Genomic DNA, 26,294 nt, shown 5'->3' on the forward strand with positions numbered 1-26,294 from the left:
CGCGGCTCAGTAGAGGGCGCCTCCCGGCCTCGCGGCGGCCGTGCCTCAGGGTGTCGGGGCGCGTCGTGCGCGCAGGAGCGCCGTGCGGTCGCGGCTCTCCTCGTCGCCCGGGGTGTAGACGACGATCCGGCACTCGGGCAGGCCGGCGATCGCCAGCGACACCGACGTCATCCGTATCTCGCCCACCTCCTTGTGGTGGAAGGTCTTCGTCCTGGCGCCCGACGGCGCCACGTCCCCCCGCTCCCACAGCTCGGCGAAGTACGGGCTCGCCTGGGCCAGGCGGCGGACGAACGACTCCCAGACGGGCTCCCCGACATGGCGTCCGTACGTGGCCCGCAGGGTCGCCACCATCATCGGCAGCTCCCTCTCCGGATGGACCAGCGGGCAGCGGGTGTCGGGCACGGTGAACAGGACCCACAGCACGTTCCACGGGCCGGCGGGGCGCGGTATCTCCTCAAAGAGATCCGTGTACGCCCCGTTGGTCGCCAGGATGTCGTACCGCCCGTTGTAGATCACCGCGGGGAGCGGGTCGAGCGCGTCGATGATGCCCTGGACCTCGGGGGTGACGGTCGGCGCGTCCGTCTCCGGATCCGGGTCGTGCGGCACCTCCGCCAGGTGGTACAGATGCTCCCGCTCGGTACGGTCCAGGCGGAGCGTGCGCGCGATGGCGTCCAGCACCTGGGCCGAGGCGTTGATCGGGCGCCCCTGCTCCAGCCACGTGTACCAGGTCACACCCACCCCGGAGAGCTGGGCGACCTCCTCGCGCCGCAGGCCCGGGGTGCGGCGGCGCAGCCCCGGGGCCATGCCGACGTCGGCGGGGGTCACCCGGGCCCGGCGGCTGCGCAGGAAGGCCGCCAGCTCGGGCCTGCGCCGGCTGCCGCTGGTGGTGTGCCGCACGGTCATCGTTGTCACGCCCCCATCGTGCGCTTCCGGAGAGGCCGCTGCCAGGTGGTGCCAGTACCAGCATCAAGGGGCTCTGGTTACCCGTATCCGAAGCACCGCAGGCTCGGTGCCATGACCACGACCCCTTCGGCCGCGAGCCCCGCAGCCACGACCTCCGCTCATCCCGGTGGATCCGTTCGATCTGTTCGATCTGCTCGATCCAGTAAAACCGGTACCACTGACAAGCGGCCCGGCATGCTGCTCGCGGTGGTGCTCGCCGCCCAGTTCATGGCGCTGCTCGACGTCTTCATCGTCAACGTCGCCGCTCCGACGATCCGTACCGAACTCCACGCCTCCGGCGCCGGGTTGCAGATGGTGATCGCCGGCTACACCATCTCGTACGCCGTCCTGCTGATCACCGGGGCCAGGCTGGGCGATCTGCTGGGCCACCGGCGGATGTACCTCGGCGGGCTCGCCGTCTTCACCGTCTCCTCGCTCGCCTGCGGACTGGCCGCGGGTACGGGGCAGTTGATCGCCTTCCGGCTGGTCCAGGGCGCCGGCGCGGCCCTGATGATCCCTCAGGTGCTCAGCCTCATCCAGCGCAACTTCACCGGCGAGGGGCGCGGGCGTGCGCTCGGCGCGTACGCCGCCGTGCTCGCCACCGGGGCAGCGGCCGGGCAGGTCGTGGGCGGACTGCTCGTCAGCGCCGACCTGTTCGGGGAGGGCTGGCGGCCGGTCTTCCTGGTCAACGTGCCCGTGGGGGCGGTCCTTCTGGTGCTCGGTGCCCGGGTGCTGCCCAAGGACCGGCGCGGCGAACCGGAACGCTCGCGCTCGCTCGACCTGCCGGGCCTGGTGCTGCTGGCCGGGGCCGTGTCGCTGCTGACCGTACCGCTGGTGCTCGGTCAGGAGGAGGGCTGGCCTCTGTGGTCCTGGCTGTCACTGGGGGCGTCCGTGGTGTTCTTCTGCGGTTTCCTCGTGTTCGAGTCCCGGCTCGCGCGCAACGGCGGAGCGCCACTGATCGCCCCGCGTGTGCTGCGCATTCCGGGGATGGCCCTGGCGGCCGTGCGCATCCTGCTGGTCATGGCCGTCAACGCCGGTTTCCTTTTCTCCCTCACCCTCTACATCCAAGGTGCCCTGGGCTACAGCCCGTTGCGCGCGGGACTGTCCTTCGCGCCGACGGCGGTGGTCTTCGGTGTGATCGGCCTGACCTGGCGCACCTGGCCCCAGCGGTTGCACAAGGCCCTGGTCCCGGGAGGGTTCGCGCTGGCCGCCGTCTCGTCCGTCGCCGTGGGATGGGTGCTGCGCGACGTCGGTGACGGCGGTGTCGCGATGTACGCCGCGTTCATGGGCCTCGGCGGCGGACTGTCGCTCGGCTTCAGCCCCGTACTGGCCCGCGCGCTGGCGACCGTACGCCAGGAGGACGCGGCCGACGCCAGCGGACTGCTCGCCACCGTCACCCAACTCGGCCAGCTGCTCGGGGTCGCGACATTCGGGACACTCTTCCTGAACCGTCTGGACGCCTCGGGACCCGGCGCGGCCGCGGACGCGCTGTGGATCTGCATGCTCGCGCTCGCCGGCGCGAGTGTCCTGGGCGCGGCGGCCGGTTCCGTCACCGGGCGAAAGGCCCCTACCGTGCGCTGACGTCCGCTATGAGCCTTCACCGGCAGGCCTTTTCATGCTGACCCCGTTGCGCGGGCGTGGCAGAATCGGACGGCCGGAGGGGGACGCCGGCCTGGACCCGGAGGGAGAGCGCGCATGTCCGCCAGCGGCGTCGAGGGGGACGATGACCTGCCTGCCACGACGGAGGTCCGCGGCCGCGGCCGGAGCTGAGTGATGGGTGCTCACAGGCGTAAGTGCGACTGGTGCGGCAGCGGTACGCCGATCGTCAGGGACATGGATCCGCTCCACGCCGACTTCCAGTACTGGTGCGAGGAGTGCGCACGGGCACTGATCATAAAAGGCGACCCGATCGAGACCTACCGTGAGCTCGAAGGCGAGCCCATCTACGGACGTCTCCTCGACGAACACTGCACGCTCAAACGCTTCTACTCCTTCGCGACCGCCTGACGACGTCCTTCGCGAGACGGTCGCGGAGGACGCCCGGTACCGGGCGTCTCCGTACGGAGGGGAATCGATTTGGTGCTCGGCGGGAGGGACCGTTAATGTTGGCGACACCGCAGGGGAGACCCGGCGCGGGGCTATAGCTCAGTTGGTAGAGCGCTTGCATGGCATGCAAGAGGTCAGGAGTTCAATTCTCCTTAGCTCCACAGCGCATCACCTTCACAACGAAGAGCACATCAAGAAGCGGGCCACCCGGATCGGGTGGCCCGCTTCTTCATGGTCAACCCCGGCCGGGGCCGAGGGCCTTGCGGCCGCCGCCGGGCGGCAGCGCCGCGCGTGCGGGCCGTTCCGGCTCGGGCTGCTCGATACGGAGCGCCAGCGCCGGGCAGCGGCGCACGGCGCGCTGCGCGCGGCCCCGCATGTGCACGGGGACCGACGCGTCCGCGAGCGCCGGGTAGCCGTCGGGGCCCAGCCGGATCAGCTCGGGCACGATGTCCGCGCAGAGCCCGTGGCCCTGGCAGAGCGTCCAGTCCACGGCGAGCTTCTCGCCGCTCGGGATCGACTCCTCCGCCTCCTGGTAGCCGGGACCCGGCAGCGGCAGCACCCCGGTCGTCTCGCGCCCGCACCCGCCGTGCAGCATGTGCGCGGCCAGGTCGTCGGTGAACGCCGACAGGGTGGAGGCGAAGAAGCGCGCGGAGCCGTCGGGGTGCTTGCACGCGCCCCGGCCCTTGACCGCCTGGGTGACCGCGCGCAGCGCCTCCAGGGCGGTCGGGCCGCCCCCGTTGATCACGTCGGACAGACCGCCGGCCGCGGCGGGCAGACCGAGCTTGCAGGGGCCGCACTGCCCGGCCGTCTCGGCCGCGAGCCAGTTGGCCACCCGCAGGGCCTCGCCCAGCGGGCAGGTCTCGGGGCCGATGGGCAGGATCGCCCCGGCGCCCAGGGAGCCGCCCACGGCCGCCAGGGACGCCCGGGAGACGACCGCCTCATGGGCGGCCACCGCGTCGATCCAGTTGCCGTGGTAGCCGCCTGTGAGCACGCCCTGGGGCAGCGGCGGGGCGCCGGCCATCTGGAGGACGTACCGCAGCGGCACACCGGTCGGCACCTCGATGACCATCGGCCGGGCGACCGCGCCCGACACGGTCAGCATGACGGTGCCCGGCTCGTCCTCCAGCCCGGTGTGGCCGTAGCGGCGGGCGCCGATCCGGGCGCCGACGGCCAACTGCGCGTACGTCTCGGCGTTGGAGAGCAGGGTCGGCGCTCCGCCGACGCCGGACTCCGCCGCGCGTTCCCTGCGGCCCGGCGGCAGGGCGGGCCCGCCGCCGATGGCGCGGATCACCGCCGAGGCCTCGCCGGAGACCATGCGCTCGGGCGTACGGACCACCCGCGCGCGCAACTGCTGGCCGCGCCGGTCGGACAGACCGCGCTCGGCGAGCGCCGCCCGCATGGATATCTCCGTGGAGTTGCGGGTGACGGCGACGACCAGGGTGCGGGCGCCGAGCGCCTCGGCGGCCAGCAGGGCGCCGTCCAGGATCAGGTGCGGCGCCCGGTTGAGCAGCACGGTGTCCTTGCGGCACGCGGGCTCGCCCTCACTGCCGTTGATCACCACGACGGGCCTGACCCCGCGCCGGATCGACGCCTGGGCGACCGCCCGCAGCTTCTTGCCGAAGGGGAAGCCGGCGCCGCCGCGGCCGCGCAGGGTGATGTTCTCGGCGAGCTGCGCCAGCCGCTCACCGGTCATCGGCTGGAGCGGCCCGTGCACCTTCAGGTGCATGGGCAGGTCGAGCCGCTCGACCAGGTCGAACCCCTGCGTCAACTGGGGCAGGCCGACGACGCGGACTTCGGGGACGTCGGGGAGAGGGGCGTTCACGGTCGGTCTCCTGCGGGTGCGTTCCAGGGCTCCCCGGCCGGGGGCTGGTAGAGCGGACCCGGCGGGGGCTCGCTGCCGGGACGGGGCCCTGTTCCGTCGTACGTCGTGCCTTCGTAGGAAGGCCCGACCGGGGAGGCGGGCGCCTGGCCCGTGTACGGAGGAAGGTTGCCCGTGTCGTAGGCGGGGAGGGCGCCTGTGTCGTACGCGGGGATCGAGCCGGTGTCGTACGGGGAGGCCGCGTTGGGCCCGTAGACGGGCACAGAGCCGGTGTCGTACGAGGGGGTCGACCCCGTGTCGTACGAAGGGACGGAACCGGTGTCGTACGCCGGGACGGACCCGGTGTCGTACGCCGGCGTCGAACCCGTGTCGTACGAGGGGACGGATCCCGTGTCGTACGGAGAGGGGGCCGGGGCGGGGGGAGCGAAGGCCTGTCCGGGCGGCGGCGGGGAGGGCGCCGGCCAGGAGCCGGGACGGCCGGTGGACTCTTCGGTGATGATCGGCAGTTCCTCGGTCATGGGGATGCGTTCGGCGAGCGGGATGTCACCGGACGGGGGACCGGACAGCGGGCCGGACGGGGATCCTGGCGCCGCGCCGTAGGGCGGTGTGACCGGGAGAACGGTGGTCGGGTCCGTACCCAGGGAGACCGCGCGGTAGCCGGCCGAGAGGCCGGTTCCGGGTCCGGACACCGGATCGGGGGTGCGGCCCGAGAACGGGTCCGCGAAGGCGTCGGACAGCGAATCGCCGCCCGGGGCGCCTGAGCCGCCCGCGTACAGGCCCATGGGGGCCCGCTCCGCCTCGTACAGCGGCGGGGACGGCGGGGCGAGCCGCGGTGGGGTCCGCGGCCGGCCGAGCGGGGCACCCAGCGGCTGCGCCGAGAAGGAGGGCTCACGGCGGAGCTGCTCGTACTCGGGCCGCGGGGTGAGGCCCGTCGCTCCGGGCAGCGGATCCGACGACAGGTCCCGGAGCGACTGCTCCGGCTCCGTCGTACGGCGCTGCCCGCCGGTCAGTGCGATGAGCTGGTCGGCGATCTGGTTCTGGACCGGGCGGGGGAGGAGCCGCAGGGACACGGCCGCCGCCACTCCGACGAGCGAGACGCAGTACATCGTGGTGACCCAGGTCGCCGCCGGCCGGCCCGTGTAGAGGCCGTGCACCAGGGCGAAGCACCAGGCCGGATAGGCGAGCATGTGCATCGCCCGCCAGCGGCCGGCGATGCGGCCCGGGGTGGCGAACGCACTGCGCATCGCCCCGGTGGTGGCGGCGACGATCATCAGGAGTCCGGCGAGCGAACCGAAACCGATGAGACCGTTCGTACCGGTCATCCCCAGGCCGAACGGCACCAGGGCGCCGATCAGCGAGACGTGCCCGAGCGACACCTTGACGGTGACGTGCAGCAGCAGGAAGCCGAGCGAGGCCACGGCCGTCGCCCGGTGGATGCCCTGCGCGAGCAACCGGTGCCGCGAGGAGAGCAGCAACCGGTCGGTGGCTATCAGCCCCCACGCGACGGCTGCCGTCAGGGACACGAGGGAAAGCACGCCGGCTGCGAAATCGAGCGCGGCGCGGAAGGCGTCGCCTGTCGCGACGGCGAGAAGGGGTACCAGTACCAGTGCAGCGACGGTCAGCCCGCCCTGGACCTGCCGGCTCATGCCGGGGTCCAGCGCGGGCGACGAACTGATCCTGCGATTGCGAGAAGGGTTCATGGGGTCGACTCCGAATGGCTCGGGAAAGCGGTCCCGTTGCCGCATGCTAAGTGGAGCGATACCAGGCAGAGACCGATTCTCAGGTTTAACCAAGGGAAGGTGAGGTAACCGACTTTGAGCTTGCCCCGGATAGGGGCGATACGCGGAGTAAGGTGCTGCCCAGTGATCGAGGTTCGCCGACCTCCGGACACGCCGGTCGTCGCGACCGCGCTTCTTGGCGCCGCCGACCCGCCCGCCGGATCTCCGGTGCGGGCCGTCCGGGCCCTGCGGTACCCTGACGCCATGCGTGCCGTACGCCTTCTGCTCGGCGGGCCGCGCTGATCAGTCCCGACGGATGGAAGATCCGGTCGGAATCGGCGCGGCTGACCCCTCCTGTGCGAGGGGCTTTTTCATTCGCCGCAGGCAGAGACGATCGATGGAGCTTCGAAGGATCATGAGCGAGACGAATTCCGCTGCCGCCGAGACGGCCCCGGCCGCCACCGAGACGGCCGCGCCGCACCGCTACACGGCTGCCATGGCCGCCGACATCGAGGCACGCTGGCAGGACCTCTGGGCCGCCGAGGGCACGTACGAGGCGCCGAATCCCACGGGTGACCTGGCCGGGGATCCCGGGCTGGTCGCGCGGCCCAAGAAGTTCATCATGGACATGTTCCCGTACCCCTCCGGCGCGGGCCTGCACGTCGGGCACCCGCTGGGATACATCGCCACGGACGTCTTCGCCCGCCACCAGCGCATGACCGGCCACAACGTCCTGCACACCCTGGGCTTCGACGCCTTCGGCCTGCCCGCCGAGCAGTACGCGGTGCAGACCGGCACGCACCCCCGGGCCTCCACCGAGGCCAACATGGAGAACATGAAGGTCCAGCTGCGCCGGCTGGGACTGGGTCACGACACGCGCCGCTCCTTCGCGACGATCGACCCGGACTACTACCGGTGGACCCAGTGGATCTTCGTCCAGATCTTCAACTCCTGGTACGACGACGAAGCGGACAAGGCGCGCCCGATCGACGAGCTGGTGGCGCGGTTCGAGAGCGGACGGCGCGCGACGCCGGACGGGCGCCCCTGGAGTGCGCTGGACGCCGTCGAACGCGCCGACGTGCTGGGCGAGTACCGGCTGGCGTACACGTCCGACGCCCCCGTCAACTGGTGTCCCGGCCTGGGCACGGTCCTGGCGAACGAGGAAGTCACCGCCGAGGGCCGCTCCGAGCGCGGCAACTTCCCGGTCTTCAAGCGGAAGCTGCGGCAGTGGAACATGCGCATCACCGCCTACGCCGACCGCCTGCTGGCCGACCTGGAGGCGCTGGACTGGCCGGACGCCATCAAGGCGCAGCAGCGCAACTGGATCGGCCGCAGCGAGGGCGCGCGGGTCGACTTCCCGGTCGGTGACGCCGATGCGATCACGGTGTTCACGACCCGTCAGGACACCCTGTTCGGCGCCACGTACATGGTGCTGTCCCCGGAGCACGAGCTGGTCGAGCGGATCGTCCCGGCCGCCTGGCCCGCGGACACGCACGAGGTGTGGACGGGTGGCCACGCGACCCCGGCCGAGGCGGTCGACGCGTACCGCAAGCAGGCCGCGTCGAAGTCCGACGTCGAGCGGCAGGCCGAGTCCAAGGACAAGACCGGTGTCTTCACCGGCGCGTACGCGACCAACCCGGTGAGCGGCGAGCCCGTGCCCGTCTTCATCGCCGACTACGTCCTGATGGGGTACGGCACCGGCGCGATCATGGCCGTACCGGCGCACGACAGCCGTGACTTCGCGTTCGCGCGCGCCTTCGAGCTGCCGATGCGCTGTGTGGTCGAGCCGTCCGACGGCCGGTCGGCCGACCCGGCGGAGTGGGACGACGCGTTCGCCTCGTACGACGCGAGGATCATCAACTCCACGAGCGACGAGATCGGCCTCGACGGGCTGGGCGTGGTCGACGCCAAGGCGAAGATCACCGACTGGCTGGCGGCCCGGGGCATCGGTGAGGGCACGGTCAACTTCCGGCTGCGCGACTGGCTGTTCAGCCGGCAGCGCTACTGGGGCGAGCCGTTCCCGATCGTGTACGACGAGGACGGCACCGCCCACGCGCTGCCCGAGTCGATGCTGCCGCTGGAACTGCCCGAAGTCGACGACTACTCGCCACGGACGTTCGACCCGGACGACGCCGACACCCAGCCCGAGCCGCCGCTGTCGCGGAAGCAGGACTGGGTGGACGTGGAGCTGGACCTGGGCCGGGGCGAGGGGGTCAAGCGCTACCGCCGCGAGACCAACACCATGCCCAACTGGGCCGGTTCCTGCTGGTACGAGCTGCGCTACCTGGACCCGCACAACAGCGAGAAGCTGGTCGACCCGGCGATCGAGCAGTACTGGATGGGCCCCCGCGAGGGACAGCCGCACGGCGGCGTCGACCTGTACGTGGGCGGCGCGGAACACGCCGTACTGCACCTGCTGTACGCGCGGTTCTGGTCCAAGGTGCTCTACGACCTGGGGCACATCTCGTCGGTCGAGCCGTTCCACAAGCTCTACAACCAGGGCATGATCCAGGCGTTCGTCTACCGGGACAGCCGGGGCATCGCGGTGCCGGCCACGGAGGTCGAGGAGCGCGACGGCGGGTACTGGTACCAGGGCGCCAAGGTCACACGCGTGCTGGGCAAGATGGGCAAGTCCCTCAAGAACGCCGTCACTCCGGACGAGATCTGCGCGGAGTACGGCGCGGACACCCTGCGCCTGTACGAGATGGCGATGGGCCCCCTGGACGTCTCGCGTCCTTGGGACACACGCGCGGTGGTCGGGCAGTACCGGCTGTTGCAGCGCCTGTGGCGCAACGTCGTCGACGAGACGACGGGTGAGGTCACCGTGGTCGACACGGAGCCCGGCGAGGAGACGCTGCGCGCGCTGCACAAGGCCGTCGACGGGGTCGCGCAGGACATGGCGGGGCTGCGGTTCAACACCGCCATCGCCAAGGTCACCGAGCTGAACAACCACCTGACGAAGGCGGGCGGTCCGGTGTCGCGGACGGTCGCCGAGCGGCTGGTGCTGCTGATCGCGCCGCTGGCCCCGCACATCGCCGAGGAGCTGTGGCGCAAGCTGGGCCACTCCGACTCGGTGGTGCACCAGGACTTCCCTGTCGCCGACCCGGCGTACGTCGTGGACGAGACCGTGACGTGTGTGGTGCAGATCAAGGGCAAGGTCAAGGCGCGTCTGGAGGTGTCCGCGTCGATCTCGGACACGGAGCTGGAGGCCCTGGTGCTGGGTGACGCGACGGTGGTCGCGGCGCTGGGCGGCGCGACGATCCGGAAGGTGATCGTCAGGGCGCCGAAGCTGGTGAACATCGTCGTGTGACGGCGTGGGTCCGGCGGCTCGGGGCCGCTTGGGGCTTCCCCTTACGGGCAGGTTGAGGGTTCCTACGGAACCCTTTGCCTGCCCGTTCCGTTTACGGTGGAAGAAGCACAGTTGAAGCCACAGCGGACGAACGACATGTTTCCGACCCAACCCCCGAGGGGCGCTCATGGAAGCCGTGATCCTGATCCTGGCGCTACTCTTCGTCGCCTTCGTGGCGCTGGGGGTGTTCGCGAGCGTCAAGGCGGTCAAGGCGGCCAAGCGCGGGGTCGACCGTACGATCTCGCAGGCCCGCAGGACCGTGGAGGACACCACGCTGCGCGCGCGGAGCATGGGACAGATGGGCGTACCGGGCGAGCTTGCGCAGCTGCGGGTCCGGTTGCGTACGTCGATGAAGGCGACGCAGGACGCGCTGCACGCGGGCGCGGCCGAGGACGCCTCGCTGTCGGAGTCGGTCGCCCTGTTCGAGCGTCTGAGCGTGCACGGCAGGGAGCTGGACGACGACCTCAGGCAGATGGAGCGTGACCCGGACCGGGCGAGGGTCGCGGAGCGGCTGGCGGGGCTGCGGGAACGTACGGAGCGGATCACGCGTTCGGCGGACTCGCTGCGGTGGGCGGCGCGGGACCGGGCGCGGAAGTTCGCGGAGGACGACCTGACGTCCCTGAGCGAGCAGATCGACGTGGAGTCGGGGGCGCTGCGGCACTGGTCGACGGTGGACCCGCAGGGGGAGGAGCCGGCGGGGCCGGCAGAGGCGATCGAGCCTCCGGACCCCCGCCAGAACGTCTACCCGTGGCAGAAACCGGCCAGGCAGGCCCGCCCGGAGACCACGAACTGACCGGGACCGGGATCGTGAAGTGACGGGATACAGGACCTGTAAGTGACGGATTCGACGTCGGTCCGGACGCAAGCGATCATTGAGGCGGTCCCGGGGCGCCGACCGGGGGCGACGGCGGGTAACCTCCCGCTCATGTCCCGCCATGTCGCGATCGTCACCGATTCCACGGCCTACCTGCCGCCCCAGACGATGGAGCGGCACGGCATCACCGCGGTCCCGCTGACCGTCGTGCTCGGCGACCGGGCGTGGGAAGAGGGCACGGAGATCTCGGCCCGCTCGCTGGCGATCGCCCTCCAGAAGCGACGCTCCGTGACGACGTCCCGGCCGAGCCCCGACGTCTTCGCCGCCGCGTACCGTACGGCCGCCGAGGCCGGCGCGAGCGGGATCGTTTCGCTTCATCTGTCCGCCGAGTTCTCCGGGACCTACGACGCCGCCGTGCTGGCCGCCAAGGAGGCTCCGGTGCCGGTACGGGTCGTGGACACCGGGATGGTGGCGATGGCGCTCGGGTTCTGCGCGCTGGCGGCGGCCCAGGTGGCGGAGGCGGACGGCACGCTGGACGAGGCGGTGGCGGCGGCGGAGAAGCGGGCCGCCGGGACGTCCGCGTACTTCTACGTCGACACGCTGGACTATCTGCGCAGGGGCGGGCGGATCGGCGCGGCCCAGGCGTTGTTGGGCTCGGCCCTGGCGGTGAAGCCGCTGTTGCAGCTGGAGGGCGGGCGCATCGAGATGCTGGAGAAGGTACGGACGGCGTCGAAGGCGATCGCCCGGCTGGAGGAGATCGTCGCGGAGCGGGCCGGGACCGGCCAGGTGGACATCGCGGTGCACCATCTCGCGGCGCCCGAGCGGGCGACGGCGCTGGCGGAGCGGCTGCGGGAGCGCATTCCGGGGCTGGTGGATCTGCATGTCAGCGAGGTGGGCGCGGTGATCGGGGCGCACACGGGGCCGGGGCTGCTGGGGGCTGTGGTCTCGCCGCGCTGACACGTGGCCGGCTCGGGTGGCTGACCCGGGTGCGTGACACGTACGGGTGACGAAGTTATCCACAACGGGTTGGTTGTCCACCGGAATTGAGGGTGATCCGCGAGGTTCGGCGGATGTGCCTAACGTGTTGAGGCATGACCTTCCGAACACGTTCCGTGACCAGTTCTCCGACCAGTGGCCCGGGCCGGGCGCCGGGCTCCGACAGCCGCGCGCGGCGCTCCCGCCGTCTCCGTACGCGTCCTCGCGGGGGCGGATCCACGGCATCGAGGGCATCATCGAGGGCATCCACGACGTCCACGACTCTGCGGCGGCGGGCGGACGCGCTGTTCGCCGACGGGCCGAGGGGTGGCGGACTGTCACCGCCGGGGCGTGCGGGGGAGGGCGTGGAGGTCGCGGCGCGACCACGACGCGTCCCGCCTCCTGCCGGGTCAGCGACCCCCGCCGAACTGTCGGCGTCGGCGACGCCGGATCTCCCGCTCCCGACCCCGCCCACGGGGCGGAGGCGGGAGCGGGTGGCCCAGGCGGTGGGCGAGCGCTTGCCGTTGTGGCTTCAGCTCCGCTGTGGTCTGGAGCCCAGGACGCTCGCCGCGCTCGCCGTGGTCCTGGTGGTGGCGGGGGTCCTGGCGGCCCAGCATTTCTGGTCGGCGCGGCCGAGGTCGGTCCGGGCTCCGCAGACGGTGAGGGCGGCGGCGGTGGTTCCGCCGTCGTCACCACCCTCTGCGGTGGGCGCGGCGACGGCGACGGACCGTGTGGTGGTCGACGTGGGCGGCAAGGTCAGGCGGCCCGGGGTGCTGCGGCTGCCGGCGGGATCGCGGGTGGCCGACGCGCTGCGTGCGGCGGGGGGCGTCGAGCCGGGCGCGGACACGACCGCGCTGAACCGGGCGCGGGTACTGATGGACGGCGAACAGGTGGTGGTGGGCGTACCGGCCCCGCCCGGTGCGGTCGCGCCGACGGGGGGCCCGGCGCGTCCCGCGGAACCAATCGGCCTCAACACCGCCACGGCGGAGCAGCTCGACACGCTGCCCGGGGTCGGCCCGGTGCTCGCCCGGCACATCCTCGACTACCGCACCGAGCACGGCGGCTTCCGGTCCGTGGACGAACTGCGCGAGGTGAACGGGATCGGTGACCGCCGCTTCGCGGACCTTCGCCCCCTGGTCCGACCGTGACGCGCCTCGGGCGCCCGGAGCGCCCGACCCTCCTGACCCGTCCGGCGCGCCCGGCGGTCCACGCGGCTTCCGACAACCCGCTGGGGGCCGCGAACCCCCACCAGGAGGGCCCGGCGGACCTCCGCCTGGTGCCACCCGCCGTGGCGGCCTGGGCGGCCGCGGCCCTGGCGCTGGGCGCTCCGGGTCTCTGGACGGCTGTGGGTGCCCTCAGCTGCCTCCTGGCGGCCGGGCTGACCCTGATCCGGACGGCGATGCGGGGGACGGACGGTGGTGGCCGGAGAGAACGGGAGGCCGCGCGGAGCCTGACTGCGGGGCGGGGAAGCGGGCGTGGCCCGCTCCGGGGAGTGGATGCCCGGCGGAGGCGATCTGACGGGGTGGCTCCGACCGGGGCGCGGCGGGGGCGGCTCGGCGGGGTTGCCCCGGCGGAGGTGCGGTGGGGATGGCTCGACGGGGGTGCCTTGGCAGACGGGCGTCGGGGGCGGCTCGATGAGACGGCTCCGGCGGACGTGCGGCCGGGGCGGTTCAGCGAGGTTGCCTCGGGCGGGGTGCGTCGGCGGCTCGATGGGGCGGCTGCGGCCGGGATCCGGCGAGGGCGGGGCAACGGGGCTGCCTTGGCCGGGGCGTCGTGGGGGCGGTTCAACCGGGTTGTTCCGGCTGGGGTGTGGTGGGGGCGGCAGGTTTCCGGGGCCGGCTCGGCCCGGGGGCGGTGGGGGCGGGTCAATGGGGTGGCTCTGGCCGGGGTGTTGCTCTGTGGGGCCGCTGGGGCGGCTTCCGGTGGGTTGTACGGGGCCGATCTGCGGCGGGGGCCGGTGGCGGGGCTCGCGGAGCGGTACGCGCGGGTGACGGTCGAGGCGGTCGTCACCTCTGATCCGCGGCCCACCCGGCCCAGGGTGTTCGGCGACCGGATGTCCGGCGGCGCGTTCCTGGTGGAGGCGGAGGTGACGCGCGTGACGGCGCCCGGCGGTGTGGTCACCGTGGGGCGGACGCCGGTGCTGGTGCTCGCCACGCCCGGCGCGCACGCGGGGCGGTGGCGGGGGGTGCTGCCGTCCACGCGGTTGCGGCTGACCGGGCGGCTCTCACCGCCGCTGTACGGGGACGACCGGTACGCGGCCGCGCTGCGCGTGGAGGGGGCCGGGCCGCCCCGGGTCACCGGGCCGCCGTCCCGGCCGCAGCGGGTGGCCGGGGCGCTCCGGGCCGGGTTGCGGGAGGCGACCGAGGGGCTGCCGGCGGACGCCCGCGCGCTGTTGCCCGGGCTGGTGGTCGGCGACACGTCACGGATCCCGCCCGACCTCCAGGACGCGTTCAAGGCCACGGACCTCTCCCATCTGACGGCCGTCTCCGGGAGCAACCTCACCATCGTCCTCGTCCTGCTGATCGGCCCGCCGGGGCTCGCGCTCAGGGCCGAACGGCGCGGCCTGGCACCGAGGCTGAGGATCTCGCTGCGGTCGACCGCGCTGCTCGGCGGGGCGCTCACGCTCGCCTTCGTGGTGGTCTGCCGGCCTGACCCCAGCGTGCTGCGGGCCGCCGCGTGCGGGGCGATCGCCCTGCTCGCCATCGGTACGGGCCGGCGCAGGTCGCTGATCCCCGCCCTGGCCGGGGCCGTCCTGCTCCTGGTGCTGTACGACCCCTGGCTGGCGCGGAGTTACGGATTCCTGCTCTCCGTCCTCGCCACGGGCGCGCTGCTCACGCTCGGGCCCCGCTGGAGCGCCGCGCTGGGGCGGCGCGGGGTGCCGCCGCGGCTCGCCGAGGCGCTGGCCGCCGCCGGGGCCGCGCAGGCCGTGTGCGCGCCGGTCGTCGCGGTGTTCGCGGCGCGGGTCGGCCTGGTGGCGATCCCGTGCAACCTCTTCGCCGAGCTGGCTGTGGCCCCGGCCACCGTCCTCGGCTTCGCCGCCCTCGCCGTGGCGCCCCTGGCGATGCCCGTCGCCGAGGCGCTGGCCCGGTGCGCGGGGTGGCCGGCGGGGTGGATCGCCTCGGTGGCCCGGCGCGGCGCCGCTCTGCCGGGCGCCGAGGCCGGCTGGCCCGGGGGGTGGTGGGGCGGGCTGCTGCTGGCCGCCCTGACGGTCCTCGTCCTGCTCGCCGCCCGGCGCGTCCCGCGCCATCCCTGGACCGCCGCCGGCTGCGCGGTGCTCCTGCTGCTCGTGATCCTGCGGCCACCGCCGCTGGCCCGGCTGGTGACGGGATGGCCGCCGCCGGGCTGGACGATCGCGATGTGCGACGTCGGCCAGGGCGACAGCACGGTTCTGGCTGCCGGGGACGGTACGGCCGTGGTCGTGGACGCCGGGCCCGATCCGCTCCTCGCCGACCGCTGTCTGCGGGACCTCGGCGTCACGCGCGTACCTCTGCTGCTCCTCACCCACCTGCACGCCGACCATGTCGCCGGACTGCCGGGGGTGTTGCGGGGGCGCGCCGTCGGCGCGATCCAGACGACGCGGCTCCAGGAACCCCGGGATCAGAGCGCGTTGGTCAGGAGAACCGCCGCCGTGGCGGGGGTCCCCGTCGTCCGGGCGGGGCAGGGCGAGCGGCGCCGGGTCGGGCCGCTGAGCTGGCAGGTGCTGTGGCCCCGGGGGGATCCGGTGGCGGGGGAGCCGAACGACGCCAGCGTCACCCTGTTCGTGCGCGTCGCGGGCGGCCCGACGTTGTTGCTCCTCGGGGACCTCGAACCCCCGGCACAGCAAGGGCTGTTGCGTGACCATCCGGCGCTGCCCCCGGTGGACGTCCTCAAGGTCGCCCACCACGGCTCCCTTTTCCAGTACCCCGGCCTCCTCAGGGCCGTCCGTCCACGGCTGGCCCTGATCTCCGTCGGTGCGGAGAACCCGTACGGGCACCCCTCGCCCCGGACGGTCGGTGCCCTGCGTGCCGGGGGCGCGGCGGTGCTCCGTACGGACACCGACGGGGCGATCGCGGTCACCGGGACCGGGCGTGGTCTGCGTGCGGTGCCACGCGGCCCGAGGGACCGGCCGGGATGACGGGATGACGGGGGAGGAGGACCGGGATGCGGGTGTGGTGGGCCGTAGCGAGGGCCGTTGAGAATGTCTTGATCTCGTTGTTCACGGTCAGGGGTGGGGCGGGGGCCGGCGCGGCGGCTCTCCGGACGGGACTGGGGCCGTTGGCCAGACGTGACAGGGGGCGAGGGGGTGGGAACAGGGGTGTGGGGACCTTGATCGGACACGGTTCAATAACGGCTGGTAATACCGGACTCCGTACTCCGGCGTACGTTTGCCTCGAACGACGCAGGGGTGATCGAATGCGTATTCGTCATGGGCCGCCGCCCTGCCGAGGACGAACTGCCGTGCGCGGCCCCGCAGAGCCCAAAACGCACAGGGGTACGTAGCGCATGATCAGTCGCCTGCGCGGCCGACGGACGGCCGCTCACCAGAAGAGCAATCCACTCGCGGGACTGACGGTGCCCACCGGTGCGGGCCTGCTCACCTGTCGTGTCCTCGATCCCGTCAACGAGCCCGTCCGGCAGGCCGAGTTCACCGTCACCGACGGGAACGGGCGCAAGATCGTGAGCGGGGAGACCGATCCGTTCGGGACGATCGTGGCGATGGTCCCGAACGGCGAGTACCGGCTCGCGGTGTCGGCCGAGAGCTTCAGCTCGTACCGGGGCAGTGTCTCGATCGCCGACGACGGCCAGCACGCCGGGCTCGGCGACATCACCCTCCAGATCGCGCCCTCGCTCCCGCTGCCCGCCCCCGGCGAGTGGGAGATCGAACCGGCCCACTCCCGCATCGGGTTCATCGCGCGGCACATCGGACTCGCGCGGGTGCACGGGCGGTTCGACAACTTCGCCGGGGCCATCCGGATCGGCGAGACGATCGAGCAGTCGGCGATGCACGTCATCATCGGCGCAGCCTCGATCGACACGAACGTGCAGATGCGCGACGACCATCTGCGGTCGGCCGATTTCCTCGACGTGGCGAACTACCCGACGCTGGAGTTCTACAGCGACCGCTTCGCACACCGCGGCGGGAACAACTGGGCGATCACCGGGGCGCTCACCCTGCACGGGGTGACCCGTACGGTCACCCTCGAAGCGCAGTACCTCGGCATGGGCAACGGCATGGAGGGCGAGACCCGGGTCGCCGTCCGTGCCTCGACCGAGCTGCACCGGGAGGACTACACGGTGAACTGGCAGTCCATGCTGGCGCGGGGGATCGCGGTGGTCGGTTCCAGCATCAAGATCGACCTCGACATCCAGATCGTCCCCAAGGGGTAGCGGGGGAAGCGGGGGAGGCGGGAGACCGGCGACCGGGGAACGGGGAACGGGGAGAATGCGGGGGTGAGCGACGTGAGACATGTGCTGGTGCTGCCCGACCGCGACGCCGCGGAGGAGGTGGCGCGGGAGCTGGGCGAGCGGTTCGCCGTGACCGAGGAGCCCCAGCTCGTACGGGACGCCCTGGCCGGCGAGGACGACGCGGAGGACGCGCAGTGGCTCGTGGTCGTGGAGGACCCCCGGGCCCGCCTGGACACCGCCGAGCTGGACGCGTTCGTGGCGGACTGGGACGGGTGGCGCGAGGCGCCCTAGGGGGTGTCCGCGCAGGGGCGCCAGGCGCCGTGGCGGGTGGGCCGGCGGCCTGCGCGTGGTCGGTGGCCGGGGGCGGGGGAGTGTCGGTGGGGCGTGCCATGCTGGTTCGCGATGGCCACCAGAAAAGCTTCCCCCGACGACTTGCTCGCCCCTCTCACGCTCGCCGTGGGCCAGGAGGACCTGCTGCTCGACCGCGCCGTGCAGCAGGTCGTGGCGGCGGCCCGCGCCTCCGACGCCGACACGGACGTCCGTGATCTCACCTCCGACCAGCTCCAGCCCGGCACGCTCGCCGAGCTGACCAGCCCGTCGCTCTTCGCCGAGCGCAAGGTCGTCATCGTGCGGAACGCGCAGGATCTCTCCGCCGACACGATCAAGGACGTCAACGCATATCTCGACGCGCCCGCCGAGGAGATCACGCTGGTCCTGCTGCACGCGGGCGCGGCCAAGGGCAAGGCGCTGCTGGACGCGGCGCGCAAGGCGGGCGCGCGGGAGGTCGCGTGTCCCAAGACCACGAAGCCCGCGGAGCGCCTGAGCTTCGTGCGCTCCGAGTTCCGCGCGCTGGGCCGCTCGGCCACCCCTGAAGCGTGCCAGGCGCTCGTGGACTCCATCGGCAGCGATCTGCGGGAGCTGGCGAGCGCGGTCTCGCAGCTGGCGGCGGACGTGGAAGGCACGATCGACGAGGAGATCGTCGCGCGGTACTACACGGGCCGCGCGGAGGCCTCCTCCTTCACGGTCGCGGACCGTGCCGTGGAGGGGCGCGCGGCCGACGCGCTGGAGGCGTTGCGCTGGTCGCTGTCGACGGGGGTGGCGCCCGTGCTGATCACCAGCGCGCTCGCCCAGGGCGTCCGGGCCATCGGGAAGCTCTCCTCGGCGCGGGGCGGCCGGCCGGCCGATCTCGCCCGCGAGCTGGGAATGCCGCCGTGGAAGATCGACCGGGTGCGCCAGCAGATGCGCGGCTGGACCCCGGACGGGGTGGCGGCGGCGCTGGTCGCGGTCGCGGAGGCGGACGCGGGGGTGAAGGGCGGGGGCGACGATCCGGAGTACGCGCTGGAGAAGGCGGTCGTCGCGATCGCCCGCGCGGCGCGGGCGGGTCGGTAGCGAGGTCCGTGTACGTGTGCGTGTGCGTCCGCGTGGCCGTCGGGCGACTGGCTCGGCCTGCGGCCTCGCTGTGTCCTCAATCGCCGGACGGGCTGGAAGGTACTCCGGAAGGCCGGCGGCATGACGAAGGCCCCGGCACCGTCCTGGGAGAGGACGGCCCCGGGGCCTTCGACGTCAAACCTGGTGGATCCGCACCCGCGTGGCGAACGCAGTCGTGTGCGAATCCTGGGTCCGCCGGTCAGGAGCGGTAGAGAGGGCCCGCTGGGTCCCTTCCGGCGATCACATCATGTGGAGCGGGTGCTCAGGCCTGGAGGGCGGCGACCTTGGACGCCAGCGCCGACTTCTTGTTGGCGGCGGCGTTCTTGTGGATGACACCCTTCGAGGCGGCCTTGTCGAGCTGGCGGGACGCCTCACGAGCGGCCGCGGTGGCCTTCTCGACGTCGCCCTCGACAGCGGCCTCACGAGCCTTGCGGATCGAGGTCTTGAGCGCGGACTTGACGGACTTGTTGCGCAGGCGCGCCTTCTCGTTCGTCTTGTTCCGCTTGATCTGGGACTTGATGTTCGCCACGAATGAGCCTTTTCAGGTTTGATGATCTTCGAGTGAGTGTCCCGGACCGAGACGGCACGGGACACAGCTGCTCAGGCTACCAGTCACCGCCGACGCGGCCCAAACCGGTCGCAGCCCCGTACCCGTGGGACGATAGGGGCTACGTATCGATCCGAGTCGACCCGAGACGAGACGCCGCGCGTCTCAAGAATCAGGACCCTGCGTGCCCGCGACCCCTACCCACGTGCCCGAGCCGAGCCGTACGGACCCGGCGCTGCTCCGCAACTTCTGCATCATCGCGCACATCGACCACGGCAAGTCGACCCTCGCCGACCGGATGCTCCAGCTGACCGGTGTGGTCGACTCGCGGCAGATGCGCGCCCAGTATCTCGACCGGATGGACATCGAGCGCGAGCGCGGCATCACGATCAAGTCCCAGGCGGTCCGGCTGCCCTGGGCGCCCAACACGGGCGACGACGTGGGGAGGACCCACGTCCTGAACATGATCGACACGCCGGGCCACGTGGACTTCACCTACGAGGTCTCCCGCTCGCTCGCCGCCTGCGAGGGCACGGTCCTCCTGGTGGACGCCGCGCAGGGCATCGAGGCCCAGACCCTCGCCAACCTGTACCTGGCGATGGAGAACGACCTCACGATCGTCCCCGTGCTCAACAAGATCGACCTGCCGGCCGCCCAGCCCGAGAAGTTCGCCGAGGAGCTGGCCAACCTCATCGGCTGCCAGCCCGACGACGTGCTCAGGGTGTCGGCGAAGACCGGCGTCGGCGTGGACGCGCTGCTGGACCGCGTGGTCAGGGACGTACCGGCGCCGGTCGGTGACGCGGACGCGCCCGCCCGCGCGATGATCTTCGACTCCGTCTACGACTCGTACCGCGGTGTGGTCACCTACGTCCGTGTCATCGACGGCAGCCTCAACAAGCGCGAGCGCATCCGGATGATGTCCACCAACGCCACCCACGAGCTGCTGGAGATCGGGGTCTCCTCCCCGGAGATGACCCCGGCCGACGGCATCGGCGTCGGCGAGGTGGGCTACATCATCACCGGCGTGAAGGACGTCCGGCAGTCCAAGGTCGGCGACACGATCACCACCCTGAACAAGGGGGCGACCGAGGCGCTCGGCGGCTACAAGGACCCCAAGCCGATGGTGTTCTCCGGCCTGTATCCGCTGGACGGCTCGGACTACCCCGAGCTGCGCGACGCCCTCGACAAGCTCCAGCTCAACGACGCCGCGCTGGTGTACGAGCCGGAGACCTCCGCGGCCCTCGGCTTCGGCTTCCGCGTCGGCTTCCTCGGCCTCCTGCACCTCGACGTGATCCGCGAGCGGCTGGAGCGGGAGTTCGGCCTCGACCTGATCGCGACCGCGCCCAACGTCGTCTACCGGGTGGTGATGGAGGACCGCAAGGAACACATCGTCACCAACCCGAGCGAGTTCCCCGAGGGCAAGATCGACGCGGTGTACGAGCCGGTCGTCAAGGCCACGATCCTCGCCCCGAGCGAGTTCATCGGCTCGATCATGGAGCTGTGCCAGGCGCGCCGCGGCACGCTGCTCGGCATGGACTACCTCTCCGAGGACCGGGTGGAGATCCGCTACACCCTGCCCCTCGCCGAGATCGTCTTCGACTTCTTCGACCAGCTGAAGTCCAAGACGCGCGGGTACGCCTCGCTCGACTACGAACCGACCGGTGAGCAGTCGGCGCAGCTCGTGAAGGTCGACATCCTGCTGCACGGCGACAAGGTCGACGCCTTCTCGGCCATCACGCACCGGGACGCGGCGTACGCGTACGGCGTGCGGCTCGTCGCCACGCTGCGCGGGCTCATCCCCCGCCAGGCCTTCGAGATCCCGATCCAGGCGGCGATCGGCTCGCGGGTCATCGCGCGCGAGACCATCCGCGCCATCCGCAAGGACGTCCTCGCCAAGTGTTACGGCGGTGACATCTCCCGTAAGCGGAAGCTGCTGGAGAAGCAGAAGGAAGGCAAGAAGCGGATGAAGATGGTCGGCAGCGTGGAGGTCCCGCAGGAGGCCTTCATCTCGGTGCTGTCCAGCGACGAGTCGGGCGGCAAGGCGAAGAAGTAGGCCGGCCGCCCGGAGAGGTGGCCCGGCCGCCCGGACAAGCAGGCCGGCGCCCGGAGAAATAGGCCCGCGCGCCCCGCCGGTGGGCCCCACGCCACGGCGTGCGGGCCCACCGGCCGCTTTCCGGGGAAGCGGCGGCGCGCAGGCACTTACGTACCGGCCGGGCGGCCTCTAGTCTGATCACAGATCGGTAGTTACTCGCGAGTTAGTTACTCGACAGTTGGAACAGCAGTCCGTCACATGGCGCTGCGGACGGGCCCGGAGGATGCCGTGAGCGACACACAGAACTTGATCGGGAACCGGCCGCCCTCCGTGGCGGTCCTCTTCGTTGAGCGCGTGGCGGCCACGCCCGGCGCGGAGGCCTACCGCTACCCGGTCCCCCCGGCCTCCGGCGAGGGCCCCGACGACTGGCGTTCGCTGACCTGGGCCGAGGCCGCCGAGCGGGTGTACGCCGTCGCGGCCGGCCTGATCGGGCTGGGCGTACGGCCCGAGGAGCGCGTCGCGCTCGCCGCCGCCACCAGCGTCGACTGGATCCTCACCGACCTCGGGGTGATGTGCGCGGGCGCCGCGACGACCACGGTCTACCCCTCCACCAACGCCCAGGAGTGCGCGTACATCCTCGCCGATTCCGGGAGCAAGATCCTGATCGCGGAGGACGCCACCCAGCTCGCCAAGGCGCGGGAGCGCCGGGCCGAGCTGCCGGACCTCACGCACGTGGTGGTCATCGACGCGGCCGACGCGGTCCCCGCCGAGGGTGACCCGGACGGCTGGGTGCTCTCCCTCGCCGACCTGGAGAGCCGCGGGCGCGAGCTGCTCGCCAGGACCCCGGACGCCGTCACGGAACGGCTCGGCGCCATCCGCTCGGACCAGCTGGCCACCCTCATCTACACATCGGGCACCACCGGCCGTCCCAAGGGAGTACGGCTCCTGCACGACAACTGGTCGTACATGGCCAAGGCCACCGTGGGGACGGGCCTGATCCGCTCCGACGACGTGCAGTACCTGTGGCTCCCGCTCGCCCACGTCTTCGGCAAGGTGCTCACCTCAGGGCACATCGAGGCCGGGCACGTCACCGCCGTCGACGGCCGGGTCGACAAGATCATCGAGAATCTTCCGGTGGTCAGACCGACCTACATGGCCGCCGTGCCGAGGATCTTCGAGAAGGTCTACAACGGGGTCGCCGCCAAGGCGCGGGCCGGCGGCGGCGCCAAGTACAGGATCTTCCAGTGGGCCGCCGGACTCGCCCGCGAGTCCGCCAGGATCTCCCAGGACAACTTCCGCCGTACGGGCCGGGCGTCGCTCCCCGTCTCCCTCGCCGCGAAGCACAAGGTCGCCGACGCGCTCGTCTACGCCAAGCTCCGCGACGCCTTCGGAGGCCGGCTGCGCGCCGCCATCTCCGGCTCCGCCGCGCTCGCCCCCGACATCGGCTTCTTCTTCTCCGGCGCAGGGATCCACATCCTGGAAGGCTACGGACTGACCGAGTCCAGCGCCGCGAGCTTCGTCAACCCGGGCGAGGCGTACCGTACCGGCACCGTCGGCAAGCCCCTGCCCGGCAACGAGGTACGGATCGCCGACGACGGCGAGATCCTGCTGCGCGGCCCGGGGATCATGTCCGGCTACCACAGGCTGCCCGAGAAGACCGCCGAGGTGCTGGAGGCCGACGGGTGGTTCCACACCGGTGACATCGGCGAGCTGTCCGTCGACGGCTACCTGCGGATCACCGACCGCAAGAAGGACCTGATCAAGACCTCCGGCGGCAAGTACATCGCGCCGGCCGAGATCGAGGGCCAGTTCAAGGCGGTGTGCCCGTTCGTCTCCAACATCCTGGTGCACGGCGCGGACCGTAACTTCTGTACGGCCCTGATCGCGCTCGACGAACCCACCATCCTCGGCTGGGCGGCGGAGAACGGGATGGCCGGAAAGGCGTACGAGGACGTCGTGGCCTCGCCCGCCGTCGTCCAGCTCATCGACGGCTACGTCCAGCGGCTCAACGAGGGGCTCCAGCGCTGGCAGACGGTCAAGAAGTTCCGGCTGCTGCCGCGCGACCTGGACATCGAGCACGGCGAGCTGACGCCGAGCCTCAAGCTCAAGAGGCCGGTGGTGGAGCAGGAGTACAAGGACCTGCTGGAGGAGATGTACGCGGGAGCCAAGGCGTTCTGACGCGGGCGGGGCGGCCGGCCGGATTCCCGGTACGGCCGTCCCGCATCCGCCTCGTTCACTGACCCCGTTCGCGCCGCAGCTCGCCCAATGTGTCCTCGATGCGCCTCAGTTGATGGCCCAGGACCGCGAGGTCGTTCGGGTCGCCCTGCGCCAGTTCCTTCTCGATCGCCGCCAGCCGGTCCCCGATCCGGCCCAGCTGCTCCTGCTCCCGGGCCAGCAGCCGTTCCAACTGGCGCTTCCCCCGGTGCAGTTCGAGGAAGACCCGGACCTTGGCCCGCAGCACCCACGGGTCGAAGGGCTTGGTGAGGAAGTCGGCGGCCCCGGTCGCGTATCCCCGGAACGCGTAACCGCCGTCGGAGTCCGACCCGTTGAGGAAGATGATCGGGATGTCCTTCGCGTGGTCGAGCCGTTTGACGGCGGTGGCCGTCTCGAAGCCGTCCATGCCCGGCATCCTGACGTCCAACAGGATCACCGCGAACGGCTGCCGCCCCAGCGCCGCCAACGCCTCCTCGCCCGAACGGGCCCGTACGAGAGGCTCGTCGAGGGAAGCCAGGACCGCTTCCAGCGCGACGAGGTTGTCCTCCATGTCGTCCACGAGGAGGATGCTCGCGCGATCCTCGGCGGGCGCGGTTCTGCTCATTCCGGGCTCCTTGTCCGGCCCCTGTTCGGCCAGCGAGGCAAGAATGCTCTGTCCGGGGCGTGTTCGCACGCCGTTCCGGCGGTTTGGTCGCGGCCGGTCGGTGTCACTTCCATGACTCGGCGCGTACGGACGGCCTCCGTCTGTCACTCTGTCGGGATCGTAAGCGGCGCAACGCCAGAACCGGAACCGGACCAGGAGCCGCACAGTGGGTCGCATTCCGATCCCGCGCGAGACGACACGTCGACCGGCACCCCAGGTGCCGTTACGCAAGGACGCGCGGTCCACGTCACGCACCAGCCTGCCCGGCAACCCGCTCGCCCCGGCCGCCGCCCGCCGTTTCGCGCGGGCCGCGCTGGCGGACTGGACGAGCATCGGGCTACTGGCCACCTGCATCTTCTGCCAGGGGGAGAGCGGCTGTTCCCCCGGACAGCACAGCACGGACCTGCTCGCCGACGACGCGGTGCTGATCGTCGACGAACTGGTCACCAACGCGGTGGTGCACGCGGGCACCGACGTCGAGCTGCTCTGCCGGCTCGAAGACCCCGCGCAGGACCCCTCCGCGGGCGACGACGGGCCGGACGAGGTGGGCGCGGCGCTGGTCCTTGAGGTGTCCGACCACCATCCCGCCCGTGGCGTGCAGAGCGACGGACGGGGGCGTGCGCCGGCGGGAACGCCGGAGTACGGGCGGGGCCTCGAACTGGTCGCCGCGCTTGCCGAGCGCTGGGGCATCACGTACCGGTCGGGGACAAAGACGGTGTGGGCGCGGTTGCCGCTCGACGTGAGGGACGGGGCAGGAGCGGCCCCTGGGGCGCCTGTGACGGCTGGGGAGAGTCCCGGGGACGCCGGGGCGGACGGAGAGGCCTCCGGGGCCGCTGAGGCCCCTGAGGGCACCGGTGTAGGTGTGGGCGCCGGTGGGCCCGGGGCCGAGCCGGTGGTACGACGGGAACTGCGCGCCGCCGAGATCCTGACCCCCGCGCCCCGCCGCGCCGTACGGGACGACCCCGACTGGGTCGGCCGCGCCGCGCTCTCCTTCCTCGCGGAGGCCTCCGACCTGCTCGCCGGGCAGCTCGACGAGGACCTGGTCGCCGCGCTCGCCTGCCAGTTGCTCGTGCCCAGGCTCGCGGACTGGTGCGCGGTCTGGCTCGACGCCGAGGGCGGACAGGCCGGGGCGGCGCCGAGGCTCGCGCGGGTCTGGCACGCCGAGGAGTCCCGTATCGACGAGCTGCGCACGGTCCTGGAGCAGGAGTCCCTGCGGAAGGAACTGCCCCGGCTGCCGGAGTCCCTACGGGGCGGGCCGGTCCCGGTGTCCGTGCCCTTGCCGTGGCCGGCGGGCGGGGACGACGACGGCGATGGCGCCGGCGGTACGGAGGACGAGGGCGCCGCCCTTGCCTGCCGGCTCGTCGCCAACGGGCGTCCGCTCGGCACGCTGCTGCTCGGCGGGGCGGGCCGCACGCGTGTGCCGGACGAGGTGTCCGCCCTCATCGAGGACTTCGCGCGGCGCGTCGCCCTGGCGATCGGCGCCGCGCGCCGGTACACCCGGCAGGCCACCATCAGCCGGGTCCTCCAGCGCGGACTGCTGCCGAGCCAGGTGGCGCGTATCCCCGGCGTCGAGAGCGCCCTCGTCTACGAGCCCAGCGACGAGGGGCTCGCGGGCGGCGACTTCTACGACATCTTCCCCTGCCCGCCCGGCGGCCGGTGGTGCTTCATGCTCGGCGACGTCCAGGGCAGCGGCCCCGAGGCCGCCGTCGTCACCGGGCTGGCCCGCCCGTGGCTGCGGCTGCTGGCCCGGGAGGGGTACCGGGTGGGCGCGGTCCTCGACCGGCTGAACCGGCTGCTCCTGGACGACGCGACGGAGGCGGCCGCCGCAGTCGCGGCATTGCCGGAGGGTGGGCCTCGGGAGGAGAACCGGCCGCGGTTCTTGTCACTCCTGTACGGCGAGCTGGCGCCCCTGCCGGGGCCCCGCGGGGGCGCCAGGTGCACGCTCGCGAGCGCGGGGCATCCCCTGCCGTTGCTGCTGCGGCCCGACGGGACGGTGACGTCCGCCGCGTCGCCGCAGCTGCTGCTGGGGGTCGAGGAGAACGTCTCGTACCAGAGCCGCACGTTCGACCTGCGCCCCGGGGACACGCTCCTCTGCGTCACGGACGGCGTGACCGAGCGGCGCTCGGGGCGGCGGATGCTGGATGACGGGGATGGGTTGGCGCGGGCGTTGGAGGGGTGCGTGGGGCTTTCCGCGGAGGGGGTGGCGGAGAGGATACGGCGGGCGGTGCATGACTTTGACGGGGCGCCGCCGGGGGATGACGTGGCGCTCCTGGTCTTCCAGGCGGAGCGCGCGCCTGCGGGGTGAGGTGGCCTTTCGCCCGGTGTCCGTTGCGTGTGGCCTCTGCCCGGTGTCCGTTGCGCTTCCTGCTTGTCCTCAATCGC

At 72.2% G+C, this 26,294-nt stretch carries 18 protein-coding genes and 1 tRNA gene; 14 read left to right on the forward strand and 5 right to left on the reverse strand.

All coding sequences use genetic code 11. The features are described from left to right. Window positions 1-45: 45 nt before the first annotated feature. The gene (locus OG349_RS24725; protein ID WP_327238707.1) at window positions 46-903 is read right to left on the reverse strand and encodes a helix-turn-helix transcriptional regulator; all 858 of its coding nucleotides are present in this window, start codon (window positions 901-903) and stop codon (window positions 46-48) included. A gap of 234 nt (window positions 904-1,137) precedes the next feature. Between OG349_RS24725 and OG349_RS24730 the strand changes: the two genes are divergently transcribed. The 3 genes from OG349_RS24730 to OG349_RS24740 all read left to right on the forward strand — a co-directional run bounded on the left by OG349_RS24730 (window position 1,138) and on the right by OG349_RS24740 (window position 3,149). Then, complete coding sequence (locus OG349_RS24730; RefSeq protein ID WP_327236676.1) at window positions 1,138-2,523, forward strand: MFS transporter; 1,386 nt, start codon at window positions 1,138-1,140, stop codon at window positions 2,521-2,523. A 192-nt stretch (window positions 2,524-2,715) separates the two neighbouring features. Beyond that, window positions 2,716-2,949 (forward strand): hypothetical protein, encoded by a 234-nt coding sequence (locus OG349_RS24735; RefSeq protein ID WP_161312004.1) that lies wholly within the window; start codon window positions 2,716-2,718, stop codon window positions 2,947-2,949. A 127-nt stretch (window positions 2,950-3,076) separates the two neighbouring features. Next, a tRNA-Ala gene (locus OG349_RS24740) sits at window positions 3,077-3,149 on the forward strand. A gap of 74 nt (window positions 3,150-3,223) precedes the next feature. On the opposite strand, the gene OG349_RS24745 is transcribed toward OG349_RS24740, so the two are convergent. After that, a complete protein-coding gene (locus OG349_RS24745) occupies window positions 3,224-4,810 on the reverse strand; it encodes a ferredoxin (protein WP_327236677.1) in 1,587 nt (528 codons plus the stop codon). Further along, window positions 4,807-6,507 carry a ferric reductase-like transmembrane domain-containing protein gene (locus tag OG349_RS24750; RefSeq protein ID WP_327236678.1) on the reverse strand — a complete coding sequence of 567 codons (1,701 nt, stop codon included), beginning with the start codon at window positions 6,505-6,507 and terminating at the stop codon, window positions 4,807-4,809. Before OG349_RS24750 ends, OG349_RS24745 begins: the two co-directional genes overlap by 4 nt. 433 nt (window positions 6,508-6,940) lie before the next feature. Here OG349_RS24750 and leuS point away from each other — a divergent pair, with 433 nt between their 5' ends. From leuS to holA, 8 genes are all read left to right on the forward strand, one after another. Beyond that, on the forward strand, window positions 6,941-9,835 hold the full coding sequence (gene leuS, locus OG349_RS24755; RefSeq protein ID WP_327236679.1) for a leucine--tRNA ligase: 2,895 nt from the start codon (window positions 6,941-6,943) through the stop codon (window positions 9,833-9,835). 166 nt (window positions 9,836-10,001) lie between these two features. Continuing rightward, window positions 10,002-10,667 carry a hypothetical protein gene (locus OG349_RS24760; protein ID WP_327236680.1) on the forward strand — a complete coding sequence of 222 codons (666 nt, stop codon included), beginning with the start codon at window positions 10,002-10,004 and terminating at the stop codon, window positions 10,665-10,667. A 132-nt stretch (window positions 10,668-10,799) separates the two neighbouring features. Next, entirely contained in the window at window positions 10,800-11,645 is an 846-nt protein-coding gene (locus OG349_RS24765) for a DegV family protein (RefSeq protein WP_327236681.1), read from the forward strand. A gap of 134 nt (window positions 11,646-11,779) precedes the next feature. Beyond that, window positions 11,780-12,811, forward strand: coding sequence for a helix-hairpin-helix domain-containing protein (locus OG349_RS34890; protein ID WP_442806305.1), 1,032 nt, complete (start codon window positions 11,780-11,782; stop codon window positions 12,809-12,811). A 725-nt stretch (window positions 12,812-13,536) separates the two neighbouring features. After that, complete coding sequence (locus OG349_RS24775) at window positions 13,537-15,777, forward strand: ComEC/Rec2 family competence protein (protein WP_327236683.1); 2,241 nt, start codon at window positions 13,537-13,539, stop codon at window positions 15,775-15,777. A 368-nt stretch (window positions 15,778-16,145) separates the two neighbouring features. After that, window positions 16,146-17,030 (forward strand): YceI family protein, encoded by an 885-nt coding sequence (locus OG349_RS24780; protein ID WP_327236684.1) that lies wholly within the window; start codon window positions 16,146-16,148, stop codon window positions 17,028-17,030. A gap of 63 nt (window positions 17,031-17,093) precedes the next feature. Further along, window positions 17,094-17,339 carry a hypothetical protein gene (locus OG349_RS24785; RefSeq protein WP_327236685.1) on the forward strand — a complete coding sequence of 82 codons (246 nt, stop codon included), beginning with the start codon at window positions 17,094-17,096 and terminating at the stop codon, window positions 17,337-17,339. Between the two features lie 111 nt (window positions 17,340-17,450). Beyond that, window positions 17,451-18,437, forward strand: coding sequence for a DNA polymerase III subunit delta (holA, locus tag OG349_RS24790; protein WP_327236686.1), 987 nt, complete (start codon window positions 17,451-17,453; stop codon window positions 18,435-18,437). Window positions 18,438-18,738: 301 nt separating this feature from the next. On the opposite strand, the gene rpsT is transcribed toward holA, so the two are convergent. Further along, complete coding sequence (rpsT, locus tag OG349_RS24795; RefSeq protein WP_161312545.1) at window positions 18,739-19,005, reverse strand: 30S ribosomal protein S20; 267 nt, start codon at window positions 19,003-19,005, stop codon at window positions 18,739-18,741. Window positions 19,006-19,207: 202 nt separating this feature from the next. Between rpsT and lepA the strand changes: the two genes are divergently transcribed. Further along, the gene (gene lepA, locus OG349_RS24800) at window positions 19,208-21,076 is read left to right on the forward strand and encodes a translation elongation factor 4 (protein ID WP_327236687.1); all 1,869 of its coding nucleotides are present in this window, start codon (window positions 19,208-19,210) and stop codon (window positions 21,074-21,076) included. Between the two features lie 267 nt (window positions 21,077-21,343). After that, a complete protein-coding gene (locus tag OG349_RS24805) occupies window positions 21,344-23,233 on the forward strand; it encodes an AMP-dependent synthetase/ligase (protein ID WP_327236688.1) in 1,890 nt (629 codons plus the stop codon). A gap of 55 nt (window positions 23,234-23,288) precedes the next feature. On the opposite strand, the gene OG349_RS24810 is transcribed toward OG349_RS24805, so the two are convergent. Next, window positions 23,289-23,873, reverse strand: coding sequence for a response regulator (locus OG349_RS24810; RefSeq protein WP_327236689.1), 585 nt, complete (start codon window positions 23,871-23,873; stop codon window positions 23,289-23,291). Window positions 23,874-24,078: 205 nt separating this feature from the next. Here OG349_RS24810 and OG349_RS24815 point away from each other — a divergent pair, with 205 nt between their 5' ends. After that, window positions 24,079-26,217 carry a SpoIIE family protein phosphatase gene (locus OG349_RS24815; protein ID WP_442806306.1) on the forward strand — a complete coding sequence of 713 codons (2,139 nt, stop codon included), beginning with the start codon at window positions 24,079-24,081 and terminating at the stop codon, window positions 26,215-26,217. Window positions 26,218-26,294: the final 77 nt, after the last annotated feature.

The sequence above is a fragment of the Streptomyces sp. NBC_01317 genome (genome assembly GCF_035961655.1).
Taxonomy (GTDB): domain Bacteria; phylum Actinomycetota; class Actinomycetes; order Streptomycetales; family Streptomycetaceae; genus Streptomyces.

Excerpts from the sequence above, each read along its gene's own strand:
- OG349_RS24725 (WP_327238707.1), bottom strand. The coding sequence starts at position 903 with ATGACCGTGCGGCACACCACCAGCGGCAGCCGGCGCAGGCCCGAGCTG.
- OG349_RS24730 (WP_327236676.1), top strand. The coding sequence starts at position 1,138 with ATGCTGCTCGCGGTGGTGCTCGCCGCCCAGTTCATGGCGCTGCTCGAC.
- OG349_RS24735 (WP_161312004.1), top strand. The coding sequence starts at position 2,716 with ATGGGTGCTCACAGGCGTAAGTGCGACTGGTGCGGCAGCGGTACGCCG.
- OG349_RS24750 (WP_327236678.1), bottom strand. The coding sequence starts at position 6,507 with ATGAACCCTTCTCGCAATCGCAGGATCAGTTCGTCGCCCGCGCTGGAC.
- leuS (WP_327236679.1), top strand. The coding sequence starts at position 6,941 with ATGAGCGAGACGAATTCCGCTGCCGCCGAGACGGCCCCGGCCGCCACC.
- OG349_RS24760 (WP_327236680.1), top strand. The coding sequence starts at position 10,002 with ATGGAAGCCGTGATCCTGATCCTGGCGCTACTCTTCGTCGCCTTCGTG.
- OG349_RS24765 (WP_327236681.1), top strand. The coding sequence starts at position 10,800 with ATGTCCCGCCATGTCGCGATCGTCACCGATTCCACGGCCTACCTGCCG.
- OG349_RS34890 (WP_442806305.1), top strand. The coding sequence starts at position 11,780 with ATGACCTTCCGAACACGTTCCGTGACCAGTTCTCCGACCAGTGGCCCG.
- OG349_RS24780 (WP_327236684.1), top strand. The coding sequence starts at position 16,146 with ATGATCAGTCGCCTGCGCGGCCGACGGACGGCCGCTCACCAGAAGAGC.
- holA (WP_327236686.1), top strand. The coding sequence starts at position 17,451 with ATGGCCACCAGAAAAGCTTCCCCCGACGACTTGCTCGCCCCTCTCACG.
- OG349_RS24810 (WP_327236689.1), bottom strand. The coding sequence starts at position 23,873 with ATGAGCAGAACCGCGCCCGCCGAGGATCGCGCGAGCATCCTCCTCGTG.